Consider the following 21,700-nt stretch of genomic DNA (forward strand, 5'->3'; position numbering starts at 1 on the left):
TGTCGCAGAACGGGTGTCCGCGGGTGCCGGGTCAGCAGTCGTCGGTGCGCGTGGGGTACGCCGTGATCACCCGGTCGGTGGTGGCCGAGACGATCACCTTCACCCAGGGCTCGTCGTCGGGGCGCGAACCGTCGTCGAACCGGACGGGTGCGGCGTAGCAGACCTTGCCGTCGCCGGCGTCGAGCGGGAACCCGGGGCGGGGGTCCTCGAGCGCGGTCTGCACCGCCGTGAGCATGGCGTCGTCCCAGTCGCGCGAGCCGTGCCCGGTGACGACGTCGCGCCAGTCAGCGGTGTGGCGCACCCGGATGTGCTCGTACCCCTGGGCCGCGGTGCCGCACTGCAGGGTGACGCGGCCCAGGGCCTGGGTCTCGTACTGCGCGACCGCGGCCTGGGTGGTGCTGTCGCACCGCGCCAGGGCGGCGGACCCGGGCAGGTCCGGCCCCGTGCGGGTGATCGTGACGGTGCCGTCGCCGGTGGCGGTCGACGCGTCGCTCGGCGTCCGGGCGGCCGAGCCGACGTCGATGGTCGGGTCGTCCGCGCCCTGCCGTGCCGTCAGGAACAGCCCGCCGGCGAGGAGACCCGCGGCCACCACGGCCGCGATCCCCGTGATCACGGGACGGTTGTGGTTCTGGGGCACGCGCCCAGTATGCCGGAGGTGGGTCGCGCCTCCAGGCCGGATCACGGAGGACGGAACCCGGTTCCGGGTGCGGGAGGCGGACGCCAAGCCCGCCCGCCGTCAGGCGCGCGCGGCCAGCCGGGTGCCGGCGACGACGGCCAGGACGGCGACGAGCACCACGTACCCGATCAGGACGGGCAGCGTCGGGATCACCAGCAGCGCTGCCCCGACGGCCACGACCGGCACGGTGAGCCCGGCGTACGCGATGAGGAACGTGGCTGCGAGCACGCCACCCCGACGCTCCGGTCCGACGAGTGCTGCGGCACTGCCGATCGCGGCACGGAACAGCAGGCCGACGCCGGCACCCGCGACGACCCCGCCGCCGATGAACCCGGCGACCTGCAGCAGCACCGCGGCGACGGCCAGGACGACCAGCCCGACGACCAGCAGCACCATGCCGAGCCGGATCTGCGCCCGCTGCGACAGTCGGGCGAAGACGATCTGCGACAACGCGCTCGCGGCGAAGACCCCGAAGGTCGTGGCGCCGGCGGCCAGGCGGTCGGTGACGTGGAAGGTGGTACCGAGGAAGCTCGGCGCGACCGAGGTGAAGAGCCCCTGCACGGCGAGTGCGGCGAAGGCGGCTGCCCCGGCGGCCCAGAACGCGGCACCCTGCCCCTCGGGAGCCTGCATGCGCTGCGGTCGGTAGGCCACGGGCTGCTCGGGGCGGTCGACCGTCTCCGGTGCGGCGAGCACCAGCACGAACGCGACCGCCAGCGCGATGACGAACACCACGTAGGGGACCATGAGCGGCTGCCCGACGAACTCGGCGAGGGCTCCACCGACCAGGGCGCCGAGCGACAGCCCACCGAGGTTCACGGCCCCAGCGGCGACGCTCGCACCCTTCGCGGAGTCGCTCGACCCGGTCGCCCGGACCCGGAGTTCACCGAGGTGCGCCGTCGCGGTCGCCGTCAGCGTCCCGACGCCGAGGCCGGTCACGAGCCGGGCGACGATGAGGCCGGTGACGTCGTTCCAGAGCAGGAACAGCACGGCGGCGACGAGCTCGAGCGCGATCGACACCAGGATGAGTGGCCGCCGCCCGTGCACGTCACTGAGGTGCCCCGCCAGGTACAGCGACCCGACGACCCCCACCCCGTACGCGGCGAAGATCACCGTCGTGGTGAACGTCGGGAACCCGTCGCGGGCCTGGTAGATGACGTACAAGGGCGCGGGGACGGTCGCGAAGGCCATCACCGTGAGGAACGCGAACGCGACGACCCAGAAGCCGAAGCCGTGACGCCGACGGGTGTGGACACGGCGTCCGCGCGGCGCGACGACGCGGTCGCTCGCCGATGCGGGCGCGGCGCTGGTGGCGGGGACGGTGCCCGTCGGGGTCTCGGTGACGGTTGACATGCTCTGATGATCGCGCGCGCGGTGCATCGAGTCCAACGGATGCCCTTGATGTCAGTGATCGATCTGCTCGATACTCAGACGATGGAGACCCGGCTGCTCGAACAGTTCGTCACCGTCGCCGCCGAGGGCAGTGTCACCCGCGCCGCCGAACGGCTCTGGGCCGCGCAGTCAACGGTGTCCGCGGGCATCGCCTCGCTCGAGCGCAGCTTCGGCGTGCGGCTGTTCGACCGCACCGGCCGACAGCTCGTCCTGACACCCGCCGGCGAGGACCTGCTCCCCCACGCCCGTGCGGTGCTCGAGTCCCTGGACCGGATGCGCGACCTGGCCACCGCCGACGACGCCGACCTGCGAGGACGGGTGCGGCTCGGCATCTTCACGAGCATGGACATCGTCGACCTGACGGGCGTCCTGCAGCGGTTCCGACGCCAGCACCCGCTCGTCGCCGTCGAACTGATGACCTCGCCGTCGGGGACGACCGGGCTCGTGCAGGACCTGGTCGCCGGGCGGCTCGACATCGCCTACACGGGCCTGCCCACCGTGCCCGCCGGCGTCGTCGTGGAGCCGTTGCGGGAGATGCCGTTCCGGGTGTTCACCGCGTCGGACCACCCGCTCGCCGGCCGGTCGTCGGTGTCGCTGGCCGAACTCGCCGACGAGCCCTTCGTCGACACGGCACACGGGTTCGGCAACCGGATCATCCTCGACGGAGCACTCGAGCGACTCGGCATCCGTCGGCGCATCATCGCGGAGATGAACGACATGCCCGCCGTGGTCCGGTTCGCCTCGGCCGGGCTCGGCGTCGGGGTCGTACCGGACTCAGGAGTGCGGTACGACGGTGCGGTGCTCGACCTGGAGGACGAGGTCGAACCGCTCCGCATCGGTCTGGCGGTCCGGACGTCCCCGGAGCCGAGCCGCGCGGTCCGGACGCTGGCGCGCGACATCGTGGCGGCGCGGGTCGGGTGACGCGGGCGTGCTCGCCGTGGTCCGTGAGCAGGAACGGTCGGGTCACGGTGCGCGAGGCGACCGTTCCCGCTCACGATCTGACCACCGACGGACTGGAGGCACGGGTCGGGTCCGCCACGTGCCTCCAGGCCGTCAGTCCCCCCAGATCTCCCCGACGATCGCACCCAGCAGGTTGTCGGTCGGGAAGCCGATCTGGTCGACGACGACGTAGCTGTCGCCGCGGACGTACAAGGTGTACGCCTTGGCGACGCCGTCGTCGAGCGTCGCTCGGAGTTGGCACAACGTGCCGTCCGGTCGCTCGGTGCAGGTACCGCCGGCTTCGTCACCGAACGTGTCGACCTGGTTCTGGGCCTGCTCTGCGGTCGTGGTCCCGACCGTGACGTACAGCACCCCGCCGTCCGCGCCGGGCTTCCTCCATTCGCAGCTCAGTGCGGTGGCGGCGATGCCATCGCCACCGTCAGTCGAGGCTTGGACATCCCGCTCGGTCGCCGTGATGTCCCCGAAGAACCGGGAGTACTCCGACGCCGGCACCACCGCGCGGCAGTCCGACGGGATCGTGGCGGTGGAGTTGAGCGGGGTCGGAGTGGGCTTCGGGACCGGGGCACCCGTGATCGGGGCGGAGCTCGGCGTGGTCGCGGACGGCGACGGCTCGGGCTGCTGGGCCTGGGTGGGAGCGGCGACCGGGTCGGCGTTCTGCTGCGACAGGGTCAGCGCGACGGCGCCGGTCGCGGTGCCGACGGCGAGCAGCGTGACGACACCGATGACGATCCCGGACCGACCACGGCGTCGCTTCCGGAGCGGGGTGGCACGTTCGAGGACGTTCTGCTTCATCGAGACGAGCATGCGCTGCAGGTCGTCTCCCTGCGGAGGCTCAGTGTTCATCGTGCATCACCACCTTCTTGAGTCGTCGACGGTTGCGGGACACCCGCTGGGTGACCGCACCGACCGTGAGACCGAGGAGTTCAGCGGCCTCGGCGTACGAGTGCCCCTCGAGCAGGCAGAGCTCGCAGATGCGGCGATCGAGGTCGGGGAGCGCGGCGATCTCGGCCCGGACCCAGCGGAGGGTCTCGCGGGCCTCGTCGTGCTCGGCGGGCGAGGTGAGGTGCTCGGGGAGCTCGTCCGCGCGGCGCCGGGCCTGCTTGCGCCCGGTGTTGAAGGCGTGGTTGCGGCACACGACGAGCAGCCACGGCAGCACCGTGTCCGCCGGGAGTTCGAGCGTCGCCGCACGCTGCCAGAGCGTCAGGAACGCGTCCTGCACGATCTCCTCGACGTCGGACCGGTCGTCGACCAGCGCCCACGCGTAGCGGGTGAGGGTGGCGGCGTACCGGTCGAACGCCCGGGCGAGCGCGCCGGTGTCTCCCTGTGCCATCGCACGGACGAGTCCTTCGTCCGTGTCGGTGCCGGTCGTCACATCCACATCCCACCCCCTTCACTCAGAGGTGTCGGCAGGACAGGCGATCCTGACAGGACCGTTCCGGATTCGTGACCTCGGGCGTGTCCGCCCAGGACTGGGGGTCAGCCGTCAGCCGTCAGCCGTCAGCGGCGGGACTCAGTGGAAGTCGTCGCCGTCGCCCTCGGCCGGCGTCTTGTGTCCGCCGAGCATGTCGTTGTCGTCCTGGTCACTCGACGAGGCGAGCTGCAGCATCGCGAGCACGACGACCACCACGATGAACGCGACGCCGAGGAAGATCACGGCCAGCTGCAGTTCCCGCGTCGAGAACAGCACGACGAGCCCGGTGAACACCGCGATGATCGCGGAGATCCCGAGGAGCTCGACCGGGCGCAGACGGTCACGTCGGCTGGGGGTGGTCATGCGTGTGGTGCTCCGTCCGGGGCGACGGCCGGCGTGGCCGTGCCCCACTTGTGCGAGAGGCCGGCGATCACGTGGAAGACGGCCGTGATGGCAAGGTACGCGCCGAGCAGGCCGACGAGCACGATCGAGGCGTCGAGGGTGCCGGTGACCTTCTCCACGCCACCGAGCTGCTGGGAGTAGTCCGGCGGGGTGACGAGGAAGGCGACCGCGAGCAGCAGCGTGAGGCCGCCGATCGTGGTCCAGTCGCGGGCGAAGGGCGACCGCCGCCGGGCCCGGAGCCCCTGCGACAGCTCGAGGGCTCCGGTCAGCACCGCGAACGCGACGATGACCGTGATGAAGGCCGGCAGCCCGAAGCCGTTGCACGCGATCGCGGCGACGGCGGCGAGCAGGGTGATGACGGCCTGCAGCAGGGTCGTGCGACGCGAACGACCGTCGAGGGGCAGTCGGGAGATCCCGGCGAACAGGAGCACGAGGCCCTCGACCAGGGCGAAGCCGCAGAAGAGCAGCAGGCCGTAGCCCGCGGCGTGGTTGGTCGAGAAGGTGATCACCATCGCGACGATCGCAGCGGGGACCGCTCGGAGGATCGGGATCGGCCAGTACCGCGCGCGCTGGGTCGCTTCTTCCACGGTGGTGGCGTCGTCCACGGTGTCGGACACGAGACCTCTTTCGGGCATGCGGATCGTGGATCCGATCCTACCGCCGGTGTGGTGAGCGCCCGACCGGAGCGGACTCGACCCCCTGTGGACGTCCACACCCCCCTGCACGGGGACGACACCGTCCTGCGGTGCCGTCCCCGTGGTGTCAGGGCTGCTGCGGTTCGTCGTCCGGGGCGCCCAGCCGGACACGACGTCGGGCGAGCCACCAGCACACGGAGCCCACCGCGGCGGCCACTGTTGCGAGCGCCGCGGCGAGGCCGAGTCCTTCGGCGCCCGTGTAGGCGAGGGCTCCGACGGGGGCACCCGGACCACGGCCGGCCGCGGGGTCACCGGCGCCGCTGTCCCCGTCGTCGCGACCGTCCGGCGCGGGGCCGTCACCACCGGCGTCACCGTCCCCGTCGTCCGTGGCGGGGCTGGTCGTCGGCACCGGCCCGGTGGTGGGCGAAGGGCTTGGCTCCGGCGCCTCGTCGTCCGGGCCGACGACGATCGCGACGCCGGTGGACGGGTCACCGCCGTCCGGGTCGGTCGGCGACGTCGCGGTGGCCACGTTCACGACGTCGGAGCCGTCGCCCCGGTACGCGGGATCGAGCGCGGCACGGATCCGGAAGTCCAGGGTCTCGCCCACGTCCAGCGACACGTCGGAGCTGCAGGTCACCCGCTGGCCCTCGGCGGTGCACCCGTCGTCGGAGCCCACGAACCGCATCGCCTCGGGCAGGTCGTCGACCGCACCGACCTGCTGCGCCACCGACGGGCCCCGGTTCCGGGCGGTGACGAGGTACTCGACCTCGTCGCCGGGCTGGACGGTCGACGGCGACACCGACTTGTCGGTCTCGACGTGTGCCGCGACGACCGGTGCCGTCACCGTCGTGCTCGCTCGCGAGGTGTTGTCGGCCTCGTTCGTGTCGGACAACGAGGTCGGCGGGGCGATCGTCGCCACGCTCTCCAGTGTTCCGGACGTGCCCTCGGCCACCCGGCCCTCGACCGTGACGACGGCCGAACCCCCTCGGGGCAGGGACAGGTCGGTCGCGACGTCCCCGGTGCCCGACCCGGTTGCGCAGGCGGAACCCTCGGCGGCGGTGCAGGTCCAGGTGACGTTTTCGACGCCGTCGGGCACGTCGACCTGCAGTGGGCTCGGGTCGGCGGCGTTCGGGCCGGGGTTGCGCGCCGTCACGGTGTAGCGGAGCGACTCACCGGCCGTCACGGTCGTGGGCAGGTCGTGCTCGACGGACAGGTCGGCGGGCTTCCAGACCCGGAGCGCGTCGACCTCGTGCTTGTCGACGTGGCTGCCCGTGGCCCCCGCGAACCCCAGGCGCAGCGTGCTGGGCAACGGAGCCTGGCCGTCGCCGTGCAGCGGGACCGAGTCGAGGACGGTGCGCATGGTCGAGCCTGCCTGCAGCCGCACCGTGACGGAGAGCCCGCCGTCGTCGTCGGGCAGCAGGGTGATGCGGACCGTGCGGGGCGTCGAGCCGGAGGTCACCGTGCCACCGGGAGCGGTCGCACCGGCGACGTACCGGTACCCCTCTGTCCCGTTGCCCGAGCCGCGGACCACCACGTGGTCGGGCTGCGCTCCCGGACCGGAGCCGTTGATGCGCGACGAGAAGTTGCCGTAGTGGTCGATCGCGACGGCTGCGAAGCCCCCGGGCACGCCGGGCAGGTCACACTGCCGCCCGCCGCCCTCGGTCGCTTCCTTGCGGCAGGCGTACCCGAGGCCGGCACCGAAGGACCCGACGCCCTGTGCTGCGGCACCGTCGGCCAGGTACAGCAGCAGGCCGTCGGCCCCGGGGTCGTCCTTCGCGGTGTACATCGCGTAGGTGAACTCGATCTCGAGTCCGGTGTCGGACGGGAACGTGTCGTTGGTCGACCACGCTCCCGCCTGGTTCAGGACGTCGTCGGTGAGCCGCAGCCGCCCGCCGGACACCGCGGCGTCACCGTGCAGGGCGCCGCCGGACGCGCTGGAGAACTGGTTGACGTACGGGAAGTCGAGAGCCGCGGCGCTCGACCCGGACGGCAGGACGGCGGGCGCCGCGAGCACGCCGAGCGCGGTCACCGTGGCGCAGGCCGCGGCGACACGGCGGACGACCCGCGAGCGGAGCGACCGGAACGACCGGCGCGACCGCCGATCAGGGGCAGGAGCTGGAGCAGGAGCACTGGGATCTGTCATGCCCCGATGCTCGCGACCGGGACGTCACCCCCGGGCGGCGGCGGGATGATCTGTGGAACGCCCCCACGGGCCTCCGGGCTGTGGAGGAAGAACGGCGCAACCGGACCGCTCAGGCCAGCCACACCGTCGTCTCACCCGGCAGCAGTCCCGGCGCGACCCCGTCGAGCGGCCCGGACGCGGCGACGACCGTGCCGTCGGGCAGGGGCACCGGGGCCGTGCCGAAGTTCGTCACCGACCGCCACCCGTCGTGCCGTGCGAACGCGACGACCTCGGAGCCGGACTCCAGCCACGTCAGGGCCTCCCCCTGCTGCAGGCGACGGCGGGCGGCGAGCGCCTCGCGGTAGAGCGACAGGGTGGACTCGGGGTCGCCGTCCTCGGCCTCGACCGAGGACTCCCCGAAGTCCTGCGGCTGCGGCAGGTGCGGCGCGGCGTCCCCGAAGCCGAACGACGGCCCGGAACGCGTCCACGGGATCGGCACCCGGCAGCCGTCGCGGCCCTTCACGGTGTGCCCGGTGCGGAGCCACTTCGGGTCCTGCAGCAGGTCGCGCGGGATCGCCGCGGCCTCGTGCAACCCGAGCTCCTCGCCCTGGTAGACGTACGACGACCCGGGCAGCGCGAGCATCAGCATGGTGGCCGCTCGTGCCCGGCGGAGCCCCCGTGCGCGGTCGAGCTCCGGCGTCGTGCCGTCGGTCATGAGCCAGGCATCGGTGTCCGTGCCGTCCGGCAGGCCGTAGCGGGTGGGGTGCCGCACGACGTCGTGGTTCGAGAGCACCCAGGTGCTCGAGGCGCCGGACTGCTCCGAGGCGGCCAGGTTCCGCTCGATGATCCGACGGAACGCATCGGGCTCGAACGGGGCCTCGAGCAGGTCGAAGTTGAAGGCCTGCCCGAGCTCGGTCGGCCGGGCGTACAGGACGCGGCGCGGTGCCGGGGCCCAGGCCTCGGCGACGGCCGCGCGGGGCGGGTCGTACTCGTCGAGCACCCGACGCCAGGTGGCGAAGATCTCGTGCACCTCGTCACGGTCGTACAGCGGGTCGGAGCCGTCGAGCGGCAGGTCCTGCTCGTCCGACGGCCGGTACGGGGTCGACAGGTCCTTCGCCAGCCCGTGCGCGACGTCCACGCGGAACCCGTCGACACCGCGGTCCGACCAGAAGCGCAGGGTGTCCTCGAAGTCGGCACGGACCTCGGGGTTCGACCAGTCCAGGTCCGGCTGCTCGGGGGCGAACAGGTGCAGGTACCACTGCCCGTCGGGCACCCGGGTCCAGGCGCTGCCGCCGAAGTTCGACACCCAGTCGCTCGGCGGCAGTTCGCCGGAGGTACCGGACCCATCGCGGAACACGTACCGCGCCCGCTCGGGCGAACCCGGCGCGGACGCCAACGCGGCCCGGAACCACTCGTGCTGGTCCGAGGTGTGGTTCGGGACGATGTCGACGATGACCTTCAGGTCGTGCTCGTGGGCGGCCCGGAGCAGCGCGTCGAGGTCCTCGAGGGACCCGAGCTTCGGGTCGACGGCCCGGTAGTCGGCGACGTCGTAGCCCCCGTCGGCCAGGGGCGACGGGAAGAACGGGGAGAGCCACAGCGCGTCGACGCCGAGCGATGCCAGGTACGGCACCCGGCTCGTGATGCCCGCGACGTCACCGAGTCCGTCGCCGTCCGTGTCGGCGAAGCTGCGTGGGTAGACCTGGTACACGACGGCGTCGCGCCACCAGGTCGGGTCGGTGGTTCGTGGCGTGCTGGCCGGGGTCCGAAGCGTGGTCACGACGCCACCGTACTCAGCGGACCGGGAATAGCGCCCCCTACGATCGCATTGGTTGTTGCTGACACCTTTCCGTCCCGCAACAGCATCCCGCAACAGAAGGAGCTCCATGACGAACGTCCTCGTCCTCGTCGGCAGCCTGCGCGCCGACTCCATCAACCGCAAGCTCGCCGAGGCCGCCGCGCACCACGCGCCGGAGGGCATCGAGCTGCACACCTTCGACGGCATCGTCGACCTGCCGTTCTACAACGAGGACATCGACGGTGACACCCCGCCCGCCCCGGCAGTCGCCTTCCGCGACGCGATCGCCGCCTCGGACGCCGTCCTGCTCGTCACCCCCGAGTACAACGGCACCATCCCCGCCGTGCTGAAGAACGCCCTCGACTGGGCATCGCGTCCGTTCGGCGCCTCGCCGCTGTCCGGCAAGCCGCTCGCCGCCATCGGTTCGGCGTTCGGCCAGTACGGCGGCGTCTGGGCCCACGACGACGCCCGCAAGGTCGCCGGCATCGCCGGCGCGAAGGTCCTGGAGGACGTCAAGGTCGCCATCCCGCAGTCGGTCGTCCGTTTCGCCGAGACCCACCCGCGCGAGGACGCCGAGGTCACGACGCTCGTGCAGGGCGCGCTCACCGCGCTCGCCGAGGCCGCGGCCGGCACGGACGAGTCCGCAGCCGCGTAACGCGACGAACCACCGGACAGGAGGCCCGTGGCGACCCCGCCACGGGCCTCCTGTCCGTCCGGTGCGGACGCAACGGTCGTTGCGAACGCATCGGACGGTGCGGACGCATCGGTCGTGGCGGAACCCGGGAGTCCGCTAGACGACCGAGATACGAGACGGGTTACCCTGAACGCCATGTCGACGCAGGAGATCACCGAGGCGTCCGGGTACTGGTTCCCGGACGACGACGCGACCCAGCGCGGGGTCGCCGTGCTGAACGCCCTGCGCCGGTACCGGTCCGCCGAGACCGCCATGCGCCGCCGGACCCGTGACTCGATGGGCATGGGTGAGACCGACCTGCTCGCCGTACGGTTCCTGCTGCAGGCGCAGCGCTCCGGCACGTCCGTGAGCCCCAAGGACCTCGCGGCGTACCTCAAGATCTCGTCGGCGTCGACGACCATCCTCATCGACCGCCTGGTGAAGTCGAACCACGTCCGCCGCGATCCGCACCCCACCGACCGCCGGGCCCTCGTCATCACGCCGACGACCGAGACCGACGACGAGGTCCGCGCCACGCTCGGCGTGATGCACCGCCGGATGATGTCGATCGCCGAGGGACTCCCCGCGTCCGAGGCCCGGGTCGTCGCCGGTTTCCTGGAGCAGATGCGCCAGGCGGTCGACCAGGTCGACCCCGCGCCGTCGCACTGAGCACCGTCGCGCCGAGGCCTCCGACTGTCGTCGGGGGACGCTGCCTCCGAGCGCACTGAGAACGTGCACTGCGGCACCGCGTAGACCGGAACGGTCACACCGACGCGAAAGGAGCCACAACCATGCACGCTTCGGACAAGATGGCCAAGAACCTCCAGGCGGTCCTCGTGGACCTCATCGACCTGCACCTGCAGGGCAAGCAGGCCCACTGGAACATCCTGGGCACCAACTTCCGCGACCTCCACCTGCAGCTCGACGAGATCGTCGACGCCGCTCGCGAGTTCGCCGACGACACCGCCGAGCGCATGCGCGCGCTGTACCTCGTGCCGGACGGCCGCTCGGCGACCGTCTCCGCGGGCAGCCACCTCGACGCGTTCCCCTCGGGCGAGATCACCACGCACGACGCCATCGACCAGATCACGCTCCGGCTGTACCAGGCGACCGGCACCATGCGCGACGTCCACGACGAGGTCGACGAGGAAGACCCGACGACCGCGGACCTGCTCCACGGCTTCATCGAGCGCCTCGAGCAGCTCGCCTGGATGGTCTCCGCCGAGAACCGCGCGCCCAGCACCCCGCTGGCGTCCGCCACCACGCCCGCCGTCGCCGACGCGTCGGCGCACGCGTAGGGGCCCGGGTGGACCTCGGTATCCAGGGCAAGACCGCACTCGTCTTCGGCGGCGACTCCGGCATCGGCTGGAACACGGCGCGCATCCTGCTGGCAGAGGGTGCGACCGTGGTCGTCACCGACATCGACCAGAGCCGTCTCGACACCAGTGCGGACCAGCTCGAGGCTCCCCTCGGCAAGCTGCACGCGTTCGCGGCCGACGTCCGGAGCGCCGAGAGCCTCGCCGCCCTGCACGACAAGGTGCGTGACGCCGTCGGCGAGATCGACATCCTGGTGCAGTCCTCGGGCGTCACCGGCGCCCAGGGCATGTTCCACGAGATCGACGAGGCCGGCTGGGCGGAGACGATCGACATCGACCTGATGGGGCCGGTGCGGATCACCCGCGAGTTCATCGGCGACCTGCGACAGGGCGGCTGGGGACGCATCGTCTACCTGGTGTCCGAGGACGCCTCGCAACCGTACGACGACGAACTGCCCTACTGCGCCGCCAAGGCCGGGGTGCTCTCGTTCGCCAAGGGGCTCTCGCGCTCCTACGCCTCCGAGGGCCTGCTGGTGAACACGGTCTCGCCCGCGTTCATCCACACGCCGATGACCGACGCGATGATGGACAAGCGGGCCAAGCAGCGCGGCACCTCGTTCGACGAGGCCATCGACAGCTTCCTCGACGAGGAGCGGCCGTACATGGAGCTCAAGCGGCGCGGTGAGCCGGAAGAGGTCGCCAACGTCGTGGCCTTCCTGTGCTCCGACCGGGCCAGCTTCGTGAACGGCGCCAACTACCGGGTCGACTCCGGCTCGGTCGCGACGATCTGATCGTGGCACCACAGCACAACCAGGAGGCGTCATGACCGACTTCCGCTACCTCATCGTCGGCGGCGGGATGGTCGCCGACGCGGCCGCCCGCGGCATCCGCGAGCTCGACACCGACGGGTCGATCGGGATCCTCAGCGAGGACGTCGACCGCCCCTACGCCCGGCCCGCGCTCTCGAAGAAGCTCTGGACCGACCCGGACTTCAGCTGGGACGACAAGGTCGACCTGCACACCGAGGAGACCGGGGCGCAGTTCGTCCTGGGCACCGCGGTGACGGCGATCGACCGTGCCGCGAAGACCGTCACGACGGCCGACGGTGCGACCCACGGCTACGAGCGGCTCCTGCTCGCGACCGGTGGGAAGCCCCGCGGGCTGCCGGGGCTGTCCCCGTCGGCACGCGTGCTCGACTACCGCAGCGCGTCGGACTACCGCCGCCTGCGCGAGCTCGCCGACGCCGGAGCGCACGTCGCCGTCGTCGGTGGCGGCTACATCGGCCAGGAGATCACCGCGGGCATCGTGCAGAACGGCGCACGCGTCACGCTGGTCGACCCGGACGAGATCGTCGGCGGACGGATGTTCCCCGACGACCTGGCACGGGCGTTCCAGCAGCGCTTCGTCGACCACGGCGTCGAGCTCCGCACCGGTCGTCGGGTGTCCGAGGGCACCGAGACGGCCGACGGTGTGCGACTGACGCTCGACGACGGTTCCGTGGTCGAAGCCGCCGCGGTCGTCGCCGGGCTCGGCATCGAACCCGCGACGCAGCTCGCCGCCGACGCCGGACTCACCGTCCGCGACGGCATCGTGGTGTCCTCGACGCTGCTCACCGACGACGACTCCGTGTTCGCCGCCGGGGACGTCGCCGAGTACCCGGACCGGATCCTCGGCACACGCCGGGTGGAACACGTCGACAACGCCCAGCAGCAGGGTCGACAGGCCGGCCGCAACCTGGCCGACGCCGACGAGACCTACGACCACACGCCGATGTTCTACTCCGACGTCTTCGACATGGGGTACGAGGCCGTGGGGCAGGTCAGCGCGAAGCTCCGCACGGTCGAGGACTGGCAGGACCCCACCGTGACCGGCGTCGTCTACTACCTGGACGACGACGACACGGTCCGGGGTGTGCTGCTCTGGAACGTGTGGGACAAGACCGACGAGGCCCGCAAGGTGCTCGCCGAGGCGAACTCGCTGACGCCCGACATGCTGCCGGGCCGCATCACGGCCTGATCGCTCGCCCGTCGCGGTGGTCGCGACGCCCTGGAGGCCCGGTGCCGGTCCGTCGGACCGGCACCGGGCCTCCAGGCGGTCGCCCGCACACCGCGGCGCCCGCCGCCTCGACAGGGCTCGCTGCTTCGACCGTGCTGGCTACTTCGACTCCGGCGCGACCTCGTCGACGACCGCCCGGCGGTCCGCCGGGTCGACCGGCAGGTCGTCGCCGTCCGCCATCGCGACGGCGTGCGCGGACTTGGCGGCTTCGAGCGTCTCGTCGTCGTTCCGGGCCATCCCGAACAGCTCGATGAACCGCGACTTGACCAGCAACCAGGCGTCCCCCGGGCTGAGCCGGGCCAGGTCGGACGCCGTCGAGTCGTCACGCACCCGCTGCAGCGAGGACACGCCGCGGTCGGGGATCCGGTGGTCGACGTGCGCCACCGCGAGCCGCGCGACCGCGTCGGCCTGCGCGTGCATCACCGAGTGCGCACCGTCGACGACCTCGCGCAGGACCGCGTACGGGAACACGCGCGCCAGCCGGCGGACCCAGTCGCGCGGCACCATCGCGTCGTGCTCGCCGCGGACGATCAGGGTGCGGGCCTGCACGTGCGCGGCACGCTCCTCGATCGGGAACGCGATCATGCGCGGCAGGACCTTGCGGAACCAGTGCCAGCCGCACAGCGCGTACGCCGTGATGCCGTGCCAGCGGACCGCGGCCGGCTCGTGCAGCGTCGACCGCAGGAACCGGAACGCCGACTGCCGCACCGTGCGCGCCGACGAGTCGACCACGGGGCTGATGAGCACGAGGTCGGAGAGCTCGGGACGGCGAGCGGCGACCTCGGTGACGACCTGGGTGCCCATCGAGTGCCCGATGAGCACCGGGTCCTCGAGCCCGAGGTCGTCGATGACCCGCTCGACCGCGTCGGCGTACCGCTCGATCGAGACCGTCCCACGGAACCGCGGGACGCCCGCGAAGCCCGGCAGGTCGAGCGCGTGCACCGGTCCGTTCTCGTTGAGGTGCGGCGCGAGCCGCTCGTAGTAGGTCGACGCGATTCCGAGACCCGCGACGAGCACGAACGCCCGCTCGCCCGGCTCACCGATCGAACTCACCCGGACGTAGGTGCCGTCGAGTGCGACCCGGTCGACCTGCACCGTGACGTCGGCGTCCTCGGCCTGGGCGAGCTCCCCGGCCGGGTCCGGACGGGGTGCCTGGCGTTCGTCGTCCACGTGGGTCTCCTCCGGTCGGGCGGTCGCCCAGGATACCCGGCCGCCGTCCGCTCGGGCGGCGACGACATGGTCAGCCGCTGAAGGTGTTCGCGGGGAAGCCGTGCACCGTGGTCGGCACCGCGAAGACGGCGCCGGAGGGCGGCGCCTGCTCCAGGTCCTGCTCGGTGAGGTTCTCGCGGGCCGTGCCGACGAACAGCGTCGACATGTCCGGGCCGCCGAACGCCACCGACGTCGGGTTGGCGACGGGGAGCTCCACCGTCTCCAGGTGCGAGCCGTCGGGACCGTAGCGCTCGACGCGGGAACCGCCGTAGATCGCGCTCCAGAAGCAGCCCTCGTCGTCGCGGACCAGGCCGTCGTGCGCGTGGCCGACGATGAACGGCTCGAGTTCGCCGAGCTCGCCGTCCGGGCCGTACGACCCCCGGAAGACCGTCGAGGCGCTGGTGTCGGTGACGTACATGGTGCTGCCGTCCTCCGACCACTCCATGCCGTTCGTCACGCCGAAGCCGCCGCGGAGCAGCCGGACGGTGCCGTCGGCCTCGACCGAGTAGAGCGCGGCGTCGGGTTCGCCGGTGGTCACGTTCATGCTGCCGACCAGGAACCGGCCGAACGGGTCGCACTTGCCCTCGTTGAACCGGTTGCCCGAGGTGCTGTGCGTGACGCGGGCGATCCCACGCTCCACGGCCCCCTGCTCGTCCGTCACGACGACGGCGTCGCCGAGGGCCGCGACGAACCCGCCGGAGGCGCGGGGCTGGAAGCTCGCCAGCGGGGGCGGCAGCGGCACGCTCGACCGGACGGTGCCGTCGGCCTCGGCGGCGTTGAGGGTGCCGAGGGTGATGTCGGTCCACCGGAGGAGCTGCGCGGACGGGTCCCAGACGATGCTCTCGGCGAGGACCGCTCGGGCGTCGACGAAGACGGTCGCGGGGCCGGTGGTGACGTTCGTGCTCATCGACCCCGTCTACCGCGGGGCGGGTCCGCGCCCGCTCAGGCGCGGAAGCGGGTCAGAGGCGGGCGAAGCGCGCGCGGAAGAAGCTGTAGACGCCGAACGCCAGGAACCCGATGCCGATCGCGACGAGGACGAACACCCCGCCGGGCATGCTCCGGACGGCGTCGAACGCGGCGTCGAGGCCGGTGGCCTGGTCGGGGTCGCTCTGCAGCCCCGCGACGGCGATGAGCACGCCCACGATCACCACGGCGATGCCCTTGCCGACGTACCCGACGACGCCGAGGACGGTGACCACGCGGTCGAGTTGGCCCGACGGTCGCGTGATCTGCTTCCGGAACGACCGACGGCAGCCGATCACCACGAGGCCGATGCCGACCGCGACCGCGATCGCCCCGGCCAGCACCAGCACGAACACCCCGCCCGGCGTCGCGAGGGTCTTCGCCGCGGCGCTCTGCGACGAGCTGCTCGAGCTCGACCCGGCGCCGAGCGCGTACGAGGCCGACGAGTACGCGATCACGCCGTAGACCACGGCCTTCGCGACGTCCTTCAGCCGGGCGAGCCAGCCGCGGGTCGTGTCGGACCGTCCGCCGACGATCGCCTCGACGACCAGACGCACGGTGAGTGCGGCGGTGCCGACGGCGATCAGCCAGAGCAGGAACACCCCACCGGGCACGGCGGCGATCTGCTGCAGCGCACCGGACTGGTCGGTCTCACCGCCCGAGGACGCGTTCCCGATGCCGAGCAGGATCGCCAGGTACCCGATCAGCAGGTGGACGATGCCACTGCCGACGAACCCGGCGCGTGCCGTGACCTCGAACCAACGGCTGTCGGCCGCTCGCCGGACCTGTCGTCCGGTCTCCTTCGCTGCGTGCTCCGCCGTGTCGCTCATCACGGCCAAGCGTGCCCGACCCGCGTCGTCCTGTCCGGGGCGCGCCGGGCCGTGCGGTCCGCCACGTGGCGGACGGGAGGCCCGTGGCGGGGCCGCCACGGGCCTCCCGTCCTTGGGTGGGCGCGTCTCAGTCGCCCTTCACGTTGACGACCTGGCGCAGGGTGTGCCGGATCGACACGAGGTCCTCGGCGTCCGTCATCACCTGGTCGATCGGCTTGTAGGCGGCCGGGATCTCGTCGAGGAACGCGTCGGCGTCGCGGTACTCGATGCCGACCATCGCCTCGCGCAGCTGCTCGTGGGTGAAGGTCCGCCGGGCAGCGCTCCGCGAGAACAGCCGCCCGGCGCCGTGCGGGGACGACTCGAGCGACGGCTTGTTGCCGAGCCCCTCGACCACGTACGACGCCGTGCCCATCGACCCGGGGATCAGACCCGGCTGACCGGCCTTCGCCTGGATCGCACCCTTGCGCGAGACCCACACGGACTTGCCCCAGTGCGTCTCACGCTGCGTGAAGTTGTGGTGGCAGTTGATCCGCTCGCGCTCGTCGACGGGCGTGCCGACGGCCTCGGACAGCTGCCGGACGACGCGATCCATCATCTCCTCGCGGTTGAGCAGGGCGAAGTGCTGGGCCCACCGCAGCTCGGCGATGTACCGGTCGAACTCCGGCGTGCCCTCGACCAGGTAGGCCAGGTCGGGGTCCGCCAGCTGGATCCACCAGCGCTCCATGGCCTTCTTGGCGACCCTGATGTGGCGCTGCGCGATCTTGTTGCCGACACCCCGCGACCCGGAGTGCAGGAAGAGCCAGACCCGGTCCTGCTCGTCGAGGGAGACCTCGATGAAGTGGTTGCCGGAGCCGAGCGTGCCGAGCTGGTTGCGCCAGCCGCCGTGCACGCCGTCGGGGTCGAACCCGGCGGTCTCGGCCATCGCCTCGAGCTCCGCGATCCGGGGTGCGGCGGTCGCCACGATCTTCCGGTTCGACGCACCGGCCGACAGCGGGATCGCGCGCTCGATCTGCTCGCGCAGACCCTGCAGGTCGGCCGGCAGGTCGCTCGCGGTGAACTGCGTGCGGACCGCGATCATGCCGCAGCCGATGTCCACGCCGACGGCCGCCGGCATGATCGCGCCGAGGGTCGGGATGACGGACCCGACGGTGGCCCCGAGGCCCAGGTGTGCGTCGGGCATGAGGGCCAGGTGCGGGAACACGAACGGCATGCGCGCGGTCGTGCGGGCCTGCTGCTCGGTGTTGTCCTCGAGCATCGAGGCCCAGCTGAGCAATCGGTCGTTGATCTTCTTCATGGTGTCGTCTCGCTTTCGTGACGGTCGAGGTGACGGTCCGAGACGGTCGCACGCCGGGCCTCCTGGTCGTCGCCGGACGTGGCGGACGGAAGGAAGCGGTGCTGACGAACGCCCCGGGCCGGGTGGGCACGAGGCGTCGTGGGACGTCGCGTGCCTACGCGGGATAGCGGAGGGACCGCTGCTGCTCGGGCAGCACGGCGGCCGCGGCGAGCTGGAGCTCGACGCGTTCCTCGTTGTGCTGCACGGCGCGCATGCGCGGTCCTTCCGGTGTGCCCGGGGCGGGCGGTCTGCCTGATCGGCAGGAGGACGACGGTAGTGCGACACGCCCGGAGTGCGCAAGTCATCTGGGCGTGTCGGCTGCGCGCCGGCGGTGCTCCGGCGGTTCTCCACAGGCGGGAGGCGCGTCGCGCGTTCTCCACGAGGGGTACGTCCGCCTGATGGTCGCCGCCGGGGCCGGGGCAGGCTGGACGCATGACCGAGCGCACGCGAGACACCCCCGACGCGACCGAGAACGAGGAACGGACGAACGGGTACGTGCCGCTCCGCTCCTACGGCGCGATCGGTGACGGGCGGACCGTCGCCCTCATCGCGCTCGACGGCCGGATCGACTGGCTGCCGATCCCGTCGATGGACTCGCCGCCGGTGTTCGCGAGCATCGTCGACGCCGAGCACGGCGGACACGTCGCCCTGCGGCCCGTCGACGACCAGGCGGAGGTGTCCCGGGCCTACCTGCCGGGGACGAACGTGCTCGTGACGACGTGGACCACCCCGTCCGGCACCGCCACCGTGACCGACGCCATGGTCACCGGTGTCGCCGGACGTCTGCCGTGGGCCGAGATCGGCCGCTGCGTCCAGGGGGTCCAGGGCTCCGTCGAGATGGAGTGGGCCGTCGTGCCCGGCACGATCCTGAACACCGCGGAACCCCGACGCCTCGACACCGCGAACGGCACCGTCATCGGGATCGACGGCGTCACCATCGCGATCGTCGAGCAGGGCTTCGAACCCGTCCACGACGACGGACCCCGGTTCTCCGGCCGGTTCTCGACGGCCGAGGGCTCGAAGTCGATCCTGACGATCGTCGGCACGTACGACGAACCGATCTTCCTGCCCGAGCCGGAGCGCACGCTCGAGGGGGTCGACCGCACGATCGAGAACTGGGCGACCTGGTCGAAGGAGTTCAGCTACGACGGGCCGTGGTCGGATGCCGTCCAGCGCAGCGCCCTCGCCCTGAAGCTCCTGATCTTCTCCCCCACCGGTGCGATCGCCGCGGCACCGACGACGAGCCTGCCCGAGGACCGCACCGGCGGGAAGAACTGGGACTACCGGTTCGCCTGGGTGCGCGACCTGGCGTACACGGTGCACGCACTCACCCGCTTCGGGCTGCGCGAGGAGACCCACGCGGCCGTCTCGTGGGTGATGCGCACGATCGCCGAGCACGACGAGACGATGCCGATCTTCTACGCACTCGACGGGTCCAAGAGCGACTCGGTCGAGGAACGCGACGTCCCCGGCTGGAACGGCATCGGGCCGGTCACGATCGGCAACCGGGCGGGCGATCAGCTGCAGCTCGGCGTCTGGGGCGACGTGTTCGAGATCATGCGCCAGTACGTCCGCGCCGGCAACGTGCTCGACCGCAAGACCGCGTCGGTGCTGCAGGGGCTGGCCGACGACGCCTGCCACCGGTGGCCGGAAGCAGACTCGGGCATGTGGGAGCTGCAGGAGACGCAGCACTACACGACGAGCAAGATCGGCTGCTGGCAGGCGCTCGACGCCGCGGTCGAGCTGCACGACGCGGGGATGATCGACGGCCCCCGTGACAAGTGGATCGAGAACCGCGAGCTCATCGAGGACTGGGTCGCCGAGAACGGGTGGAACGAGGAGCTCGGCCACTACGTCATGTACCCGGGTACCGACGCACTCGACTGCTCGATCCTGCTGCACGCGATGTCGGCGTTCGACCGCGGGCCCCGCATGGAGTCCACGATCCGGGCCATCGAGGAACAGCTGCAGCACGGCCCGCTCGTGTACCGGTACTCCGGCATCCAGGACGAGGAATCGCCCTTCGTGGCGTGCTCGTTCTGGCTCGCTGCGGCGATGGCCTGCGTCGGACGCGTCGACGACGCGAAGCACCTGATGGACGACATGGTGGCGCAGGCGAACGACGTCGGTCTGTTCAGCGAGATGCTCAGTGCCGTCGACGGGGACTTCATGGGGAACATCCCGCAGGGCCTGTCGCACCTGGCGCTCATCCAGGCGGCGCTGACCATCGAAGAAGTCTCAGAGAAGTCCTGACGGGGCTGGACGAACCGTCGGGGGCGCGGGGCATCATGGTCTGACGATGAACGACGTCGATGCACGCATGGACCGCCTCCGCCGGGCCGCGCGCTACCGGTACCAGCAGCTCGTCGACCAGGAGATCGAGCGGGGGTCACTCGACCCCGACGAGGTGCGGTCGGAGCGCGAGGAACGCCGGCTGCTCAAGGCCGCCGACGTCGCGGCCCACGCGCGGGCGCAGATCGCCGAAGCCGAACGCCGAGGAGTCTTCGAGGGCAACCCCTACCACGGCAAACCGCTGCCCGGGATCGTCGGCCAACACGATCCCGACTGGTGGATCAAGTCGAAGATCGAGCGCGAGGACATCCGGGGCATCGCGCCACCGGCCCTGGCGCTCCGGACGGAGGACGCCGAACTCGACGACGCCCTCGACGCCCTGTCGCTCGAGACCGATGTGCGCGACGTCCTGGTGGACTTCAACGCACGGGTGAAGGAGGCCCGGCGACAGCTGCTCGGCGGGCCGCCGGTGGTCACGCCGATGCGCGACGTCGAAGCCGAGGTGCTCGCCTGGCGGGAGCGCCGCGAGCTGCGCATGGCGGCGGCCGCTCGGGCTGCGGAGCAGGCGCTGGCCGACGCGAAGCCGCGGCGGTGGTGGCGCCGCCGCTGAGCGGTGCCGTGGCGCGGCGGCGCGGGCCGTCGCCGGGCTTTCGCGCTGAGCGACAGTTCTCGCGAGCGTGAGCGCGTGAGGTGTCGCCCAGCCCGTGGCGAGGGCGACGACGGCCGCCGGGTACGACTGGTTCTGCCAGGCGCGGGCCCGCGGCGCGGTGCGGTTCGCGCAACGCGAATCGGCCCGGACCGCGCTGCTGCGTGGTCCGGGCCGATCGTGGTGCGGGGGTGTTACTTGATCTGTGCGGTGATGGTGGCSGTGCCGACGAGGAGGCCGCGCTTGACGGCGTCGGTGCCGAAGGTCTTGTTCAGCAGGCCGGCGGCGTCTTCGCTGATGTGGACGGTGGTGCCGGTCAGGNGTGCCGACGAGGAGGCCGCGCTTGACGGCGTCGGTGCCGAAGGTCTTGTTCAGCAGGCCGGCGGCGTCTTCGCTGATGTGGACGGTGGTGCCGGTCAGGATGGCGTTGTCGCCCTCGAGCTGGAGGGGCTTGAGGGAGCCGCCGTGCAGCTCGAACAGGAACGCGTTGTTGACRGCGACCTTGCCGTTGACCAGGACGTCGCCGTAGAGCTTGGACGAGCCGGGGTTSACGACGAAGTTCTCGAGGGTGACGGTGGTGTCGCCGCCCTTGAGGGTCAGGCCGGAGTCGTCGTGGTTGAGCAGGCCCTGGACGTAGGGGCGGTAGTTGCCGTCGGGGGACCAGTAGGTGACCGAYCCGGCGGTGATCGGGAACGACACGGACCCGTCGGCGAGCTTGGCGGTGCCGGAGACGCCGGGGGTGAGCTTGAGGGAGGTGAGGGCGTCGGTGAAGCCGGAGTCGAGCTTCACGGCGGTGGAGCCACCGAGGACCTCGGGCACCGAAGCGACCGGTGCGGGGATCTTCGACGACGACGAGGACACCGTGTGGATSGCGGGGGTCGCGGCCTGGGCGGAGGAGATGCCGAACGCGGCACCGCCCAGCACGAGGGCGCCGGTGGTGGCGAGGGTGATGGAGGTCTTGAGGCTCTTACGCATCGTGATCAGTCCTTTGCT

Annotated in this window: 20 protein-coding genes; 8 read left to right on the top strand and 12 right to left on the bottom strand. The window is 71.8% G+C overall.

Annotated elements, in window-relative coordinates; all coding sequences use genetic code 11:
• Nucleotides 1-31: 31 nt before the first annotated feature.
• Nucleotides 32-637, bottom strand: coding sequence for a hypothetical protein (locus ASF75_RS06350; RefSeq protein WP_056069711.1), 606 nt, complete (start codon nucleotides 635-637; stop codon nucleotides 32-34).
• A gap of 99 nt (nucleotides 638-736) precedes the next feature.
• Nucleotides 737-2,026, bottom strand: coding sequence for an MFS transporter (locus ASF75_RS06355; RefSeq protein ID WP_042538346.1), 1,290 nt, complete (start codon nucleotides 2,024-2,026; stop codon nucleotides 737-739).
• A gap of 48 nt (nucleotides 2,027-2,074) precedes the next feature.
• Between ASF75_RS06355 and ASF75_RS06360 the strand changes: the two genes are divergently transcribed.
• Nucleotides 2,075-2,986, top strand: a complete 912-nt coding sequence (locus ASF75_RS06360) for a LysR family transcriptional regulator (RefSeq protein WP_162243009.1) — start codon at nucleotides 2,075-2,077, stop codon at nucleotides 2,984-2,986.
• 132 nt (nucleotides 2,987-3,118) lie between these two features.
• Here the strand turns inward: ASF75_RS06360 and ASF75_RS06365 are convergent, their stop codons facing one another.
• From ASF75_RS06365 to ASF75_RS06390, 6 genes are all read right to left on the bottom strand, one after another.
• Entirely contained in the window at nucleotides 3,119-3,868 is a 750-nt protein-coding gene (locus ASF75_RS06365; RefSeq protein ID WP_156463804.1) for a hypothetical protein, read from the bottom strand.
• Entirely contained in the window at nucleotides 3,858-4,397 is a 540-nt protein-coding gene (locus ASF75_RS06370) for an RNA polymerase sigma factor (RefSeq protein ID WP_056069719.1), read from the bottom strand. Before ASF75_RS06370 ends, ASF75_RS06365 begins: the two co-directional genes overlap by 11 nt.
• A gap of 138 nt (nucleotides 4,398-4,535) precedes the next feature.
• The gene (locus ASF75_RS06375) at nucleotides 4,536-4,799 is read right to left on the bottom strand and encodes a hypothetical protein (RefSeq protein WP_017886489.1); all 264 of its coding nucleotides are present in this window, start codon (nucleotides 4,797-4,799) and stop codon (nucleotides 4,536-4,538) included.
• Complete coding sequence (locus tag ASF75_RS06380; RefSeq protein WP_056069723.1) at nucleotides 4,796-5,455, bottom strand: hypothetical protein; 660 nt, start codon at nucleotides 5,453-5,455, stop codon at nucleotides 4,796-4,798. The genes ASF75_RS06375 and ASF75_RS06380 overlap by 4 nt, the downstream gene beginning before the upstream one ends.
• Before the next feature lie 145 nt (nucleotides 5,456-5,600).
• On the bottom strand, nucleotides 5,601-7,616 hold the full coding sequence (locus ASF75_RS06385; RefSeq protein ID WP_156463805.1) for a lectin-like domain-containing protein: 2,016 nt from the start codon (nucleotides 7,614-7,616) through the stop codon (nucleotides 5,601-5,603).
• A gap of 109 nt (nucleotides 7,617-7,725) precedes the next feature.
• Complete coding sequence (locus tag ASF75_RS06390; RefSeq protein WP_056069728.1) at nucleotides 7,726-9,372, bottom strand: alpha-amylase family glycosyl hydrolase; 1,647 nt, start codon at nucleotides 9,370-9,372, stop codon at nucleotides 7,726-7,728.
• A 106-nt stretch (nucleotides 9,373-9,478) separates the two neighbouring features.
• Between ASF75_RS06390 and ASF75_RS06395 the strand changes: the two genes are divergently transcribed.
• From ASF75_RS06395 to ASF75_RS06415, 5 genes are all read left to right on the top strand, one after another.
• Nucleotides 9,479-10,045 (top strand): NADPH-dependent FMN reductase, encoded by a 567-nt coding sequence (locus ASF75_RS06395; protein ID WP_017886493.1) that lies wholly within the window; start codon nucleotides 9,479-9,481, stop codon nucleotides 10,043-10,045.
• A 174-nt stretch (nucleotides 10,046-10,219) separates the two neighbouring features.
• Nucleotides 10,220-10,732 carry a MarR family winged helix-turn-helix transcriptional regulator gene (locus ASF75_RS06400; protein WP_017886494.1) on the top strand — a complete coding sequence of 171 codons (513 nt, stop codon included), beginning with the start codon at nucleotides 10,220-10,222 and terminating at the stop codon, nucleotides 10,730-10,732.
• A 122-nt stretch (nucleotides 10,733-10,854) separates the two neighbouring features.
• A complete protein-coding gene (locus ASF75_RS06405) occupies nucleotides 10,855-11,361 on the top strand; it encodes a Dps family protein (protein ID WP_056069731.1) in 507 nt (168 codons plus the stop codon).
• 8 nt (nucleotides 11,362-11,369) lie between these two features.
• A complete protein-coding gene (locus tag ASF75_RS06410) occupies nucleotides 11,370-12,170 on the top strand; it encodes an SDR family NAD(P)-dependent oxidoreductase (RefSeq protein ID WP_056069734.1) in 801 nt (266 codons plus the stop codon).
• 31 nt (nucleotides 12,171-12,201) lie between these two features.
• Entirely contained in the window at nucleotides 12,202-13,395 is a 1,194-nt protein-coding gene (locus ASF75_RS06415; protein WP_056069737.1) for an NAD(P)/FAD-dependent oxidoreductase, read from the top strand.
• A 138-nt stretch (nucleotides 13,396-13,533) separates the two neighbouring features.
• On the opposite strand, the gene ASF75_RS06420 is transcribed toward ASF75_RS06415, so the two are convergent.
• The 4 genes from ASF75_RS06420 to ASF75_RS06435 all read right to left on the bottom strand — a co-directional run bounded on the left by ASF75_RS06420 (nucleotide 13,534) and on the right by ASF75_RS06435 (nucleotide 17,730).
• A complete protein-coding gene (locus ASF75_RS06420; RefSeq protein WP_071251475.1) occupies nucleotides 13,534-14,604 on the bottom strand; it encodes an alpha/beta fold hydrolase in 1,071 nt (356 codons plus the stop codon).
• 70 nt (nucleotides 14,605-14,674) lie between these two features.
• Nucleotides 14,675-15,550 carry an SMP-30/gluconolactonase/LRE family protein gene (locus ASF75_RS06425; RefSeq protein WP_056069740.1) on the bottom strand — a complete coding sequence of 292 codons (876 nt, stop codon included), beginning with the start codon at nucleotides 15,548-15,550 and terminating at the stop codon, nucleotides 14,675-14,677.
• A 52-nt stretch (nucleotides 15,551-15,602) separates the two neighbouring features.
• Nucleotides 15,603-16,436 carry a DUF1206 domain-containing protein gene (locus ASF75_RS06430; RefSeq protein ID WP_017886500.1) on the bottom strand — a complete coding sequence of 278 codons (834 nt, stop codon included), beginning with the start codon at nucleotides 16,434-16,436 and terminating at the stop codon, nucleotides 15,603-15,605.
• A 127-nt stretch (nucleotides 16,437-16,563) separates the two neighbouring features.
• Complete coding sequence (locus ASF75_RS06435) at nucleotides 16,564-17,730, bottom strand: RtcB family protein (RefSeq protein ID WP_056069742.1); 1,167 nt, start codon at nucleotides 17,728-17,730, stop codon at nucleotides 16,564-16,566.
• A gap of 471 nt (nucleotides 17,731-18,201) precedes the next feature.
• On the opposite strand from ASF75_RS06435, the gene ASF75_RS06440 reads away from it, so the two are divergent.
• Together ASF75_RS06440 and ASF75_RS06445 are read left to right on the top strand one after the other, a co-directional pair.
• The gene (locus tag ASF75_RS06440) at nucleotides 18,202-20,022 is read left to right on the top strand and encodes a glycoside hydrolase family 15 protein (RefSeq protein ID WP_056069746.1); all 1,821 of its coding nucleotides are present in this window, start codon (nucleotides 18,202-18,204) and stop codon (nucleotides 20,020-20,022) included.
• Nucleotides 20,023-20,068: 46 nt separating this feature from the next.
• Nucleotides 20,069-20,671 (top strand): DUF1992 domain-containing protein, encoded by a 603-nt coding sequence (locus tag ASF75_RS06445; RefSeq protein WP_056069748.1) that lies wholly within the window; start codon nucleotides 20,069-20,071, stop codon nucleotides 20,669-20,671.
• Nucleotides 20,672-21,700 lie beyond the last annotated feature (1,029 nt).

Origin of the sequence: Curtobacterium sp. Leaf154 (assembly GCF_001424595.1) — a bacterium.
Taxonomy (GTDB): domain Bacteria; phylum Actinomycetota; class Actinomycetes; order Actinomycetales; family Microbacteriaceae; genus Curtobacterium; species Curtobacterium poinsettiae.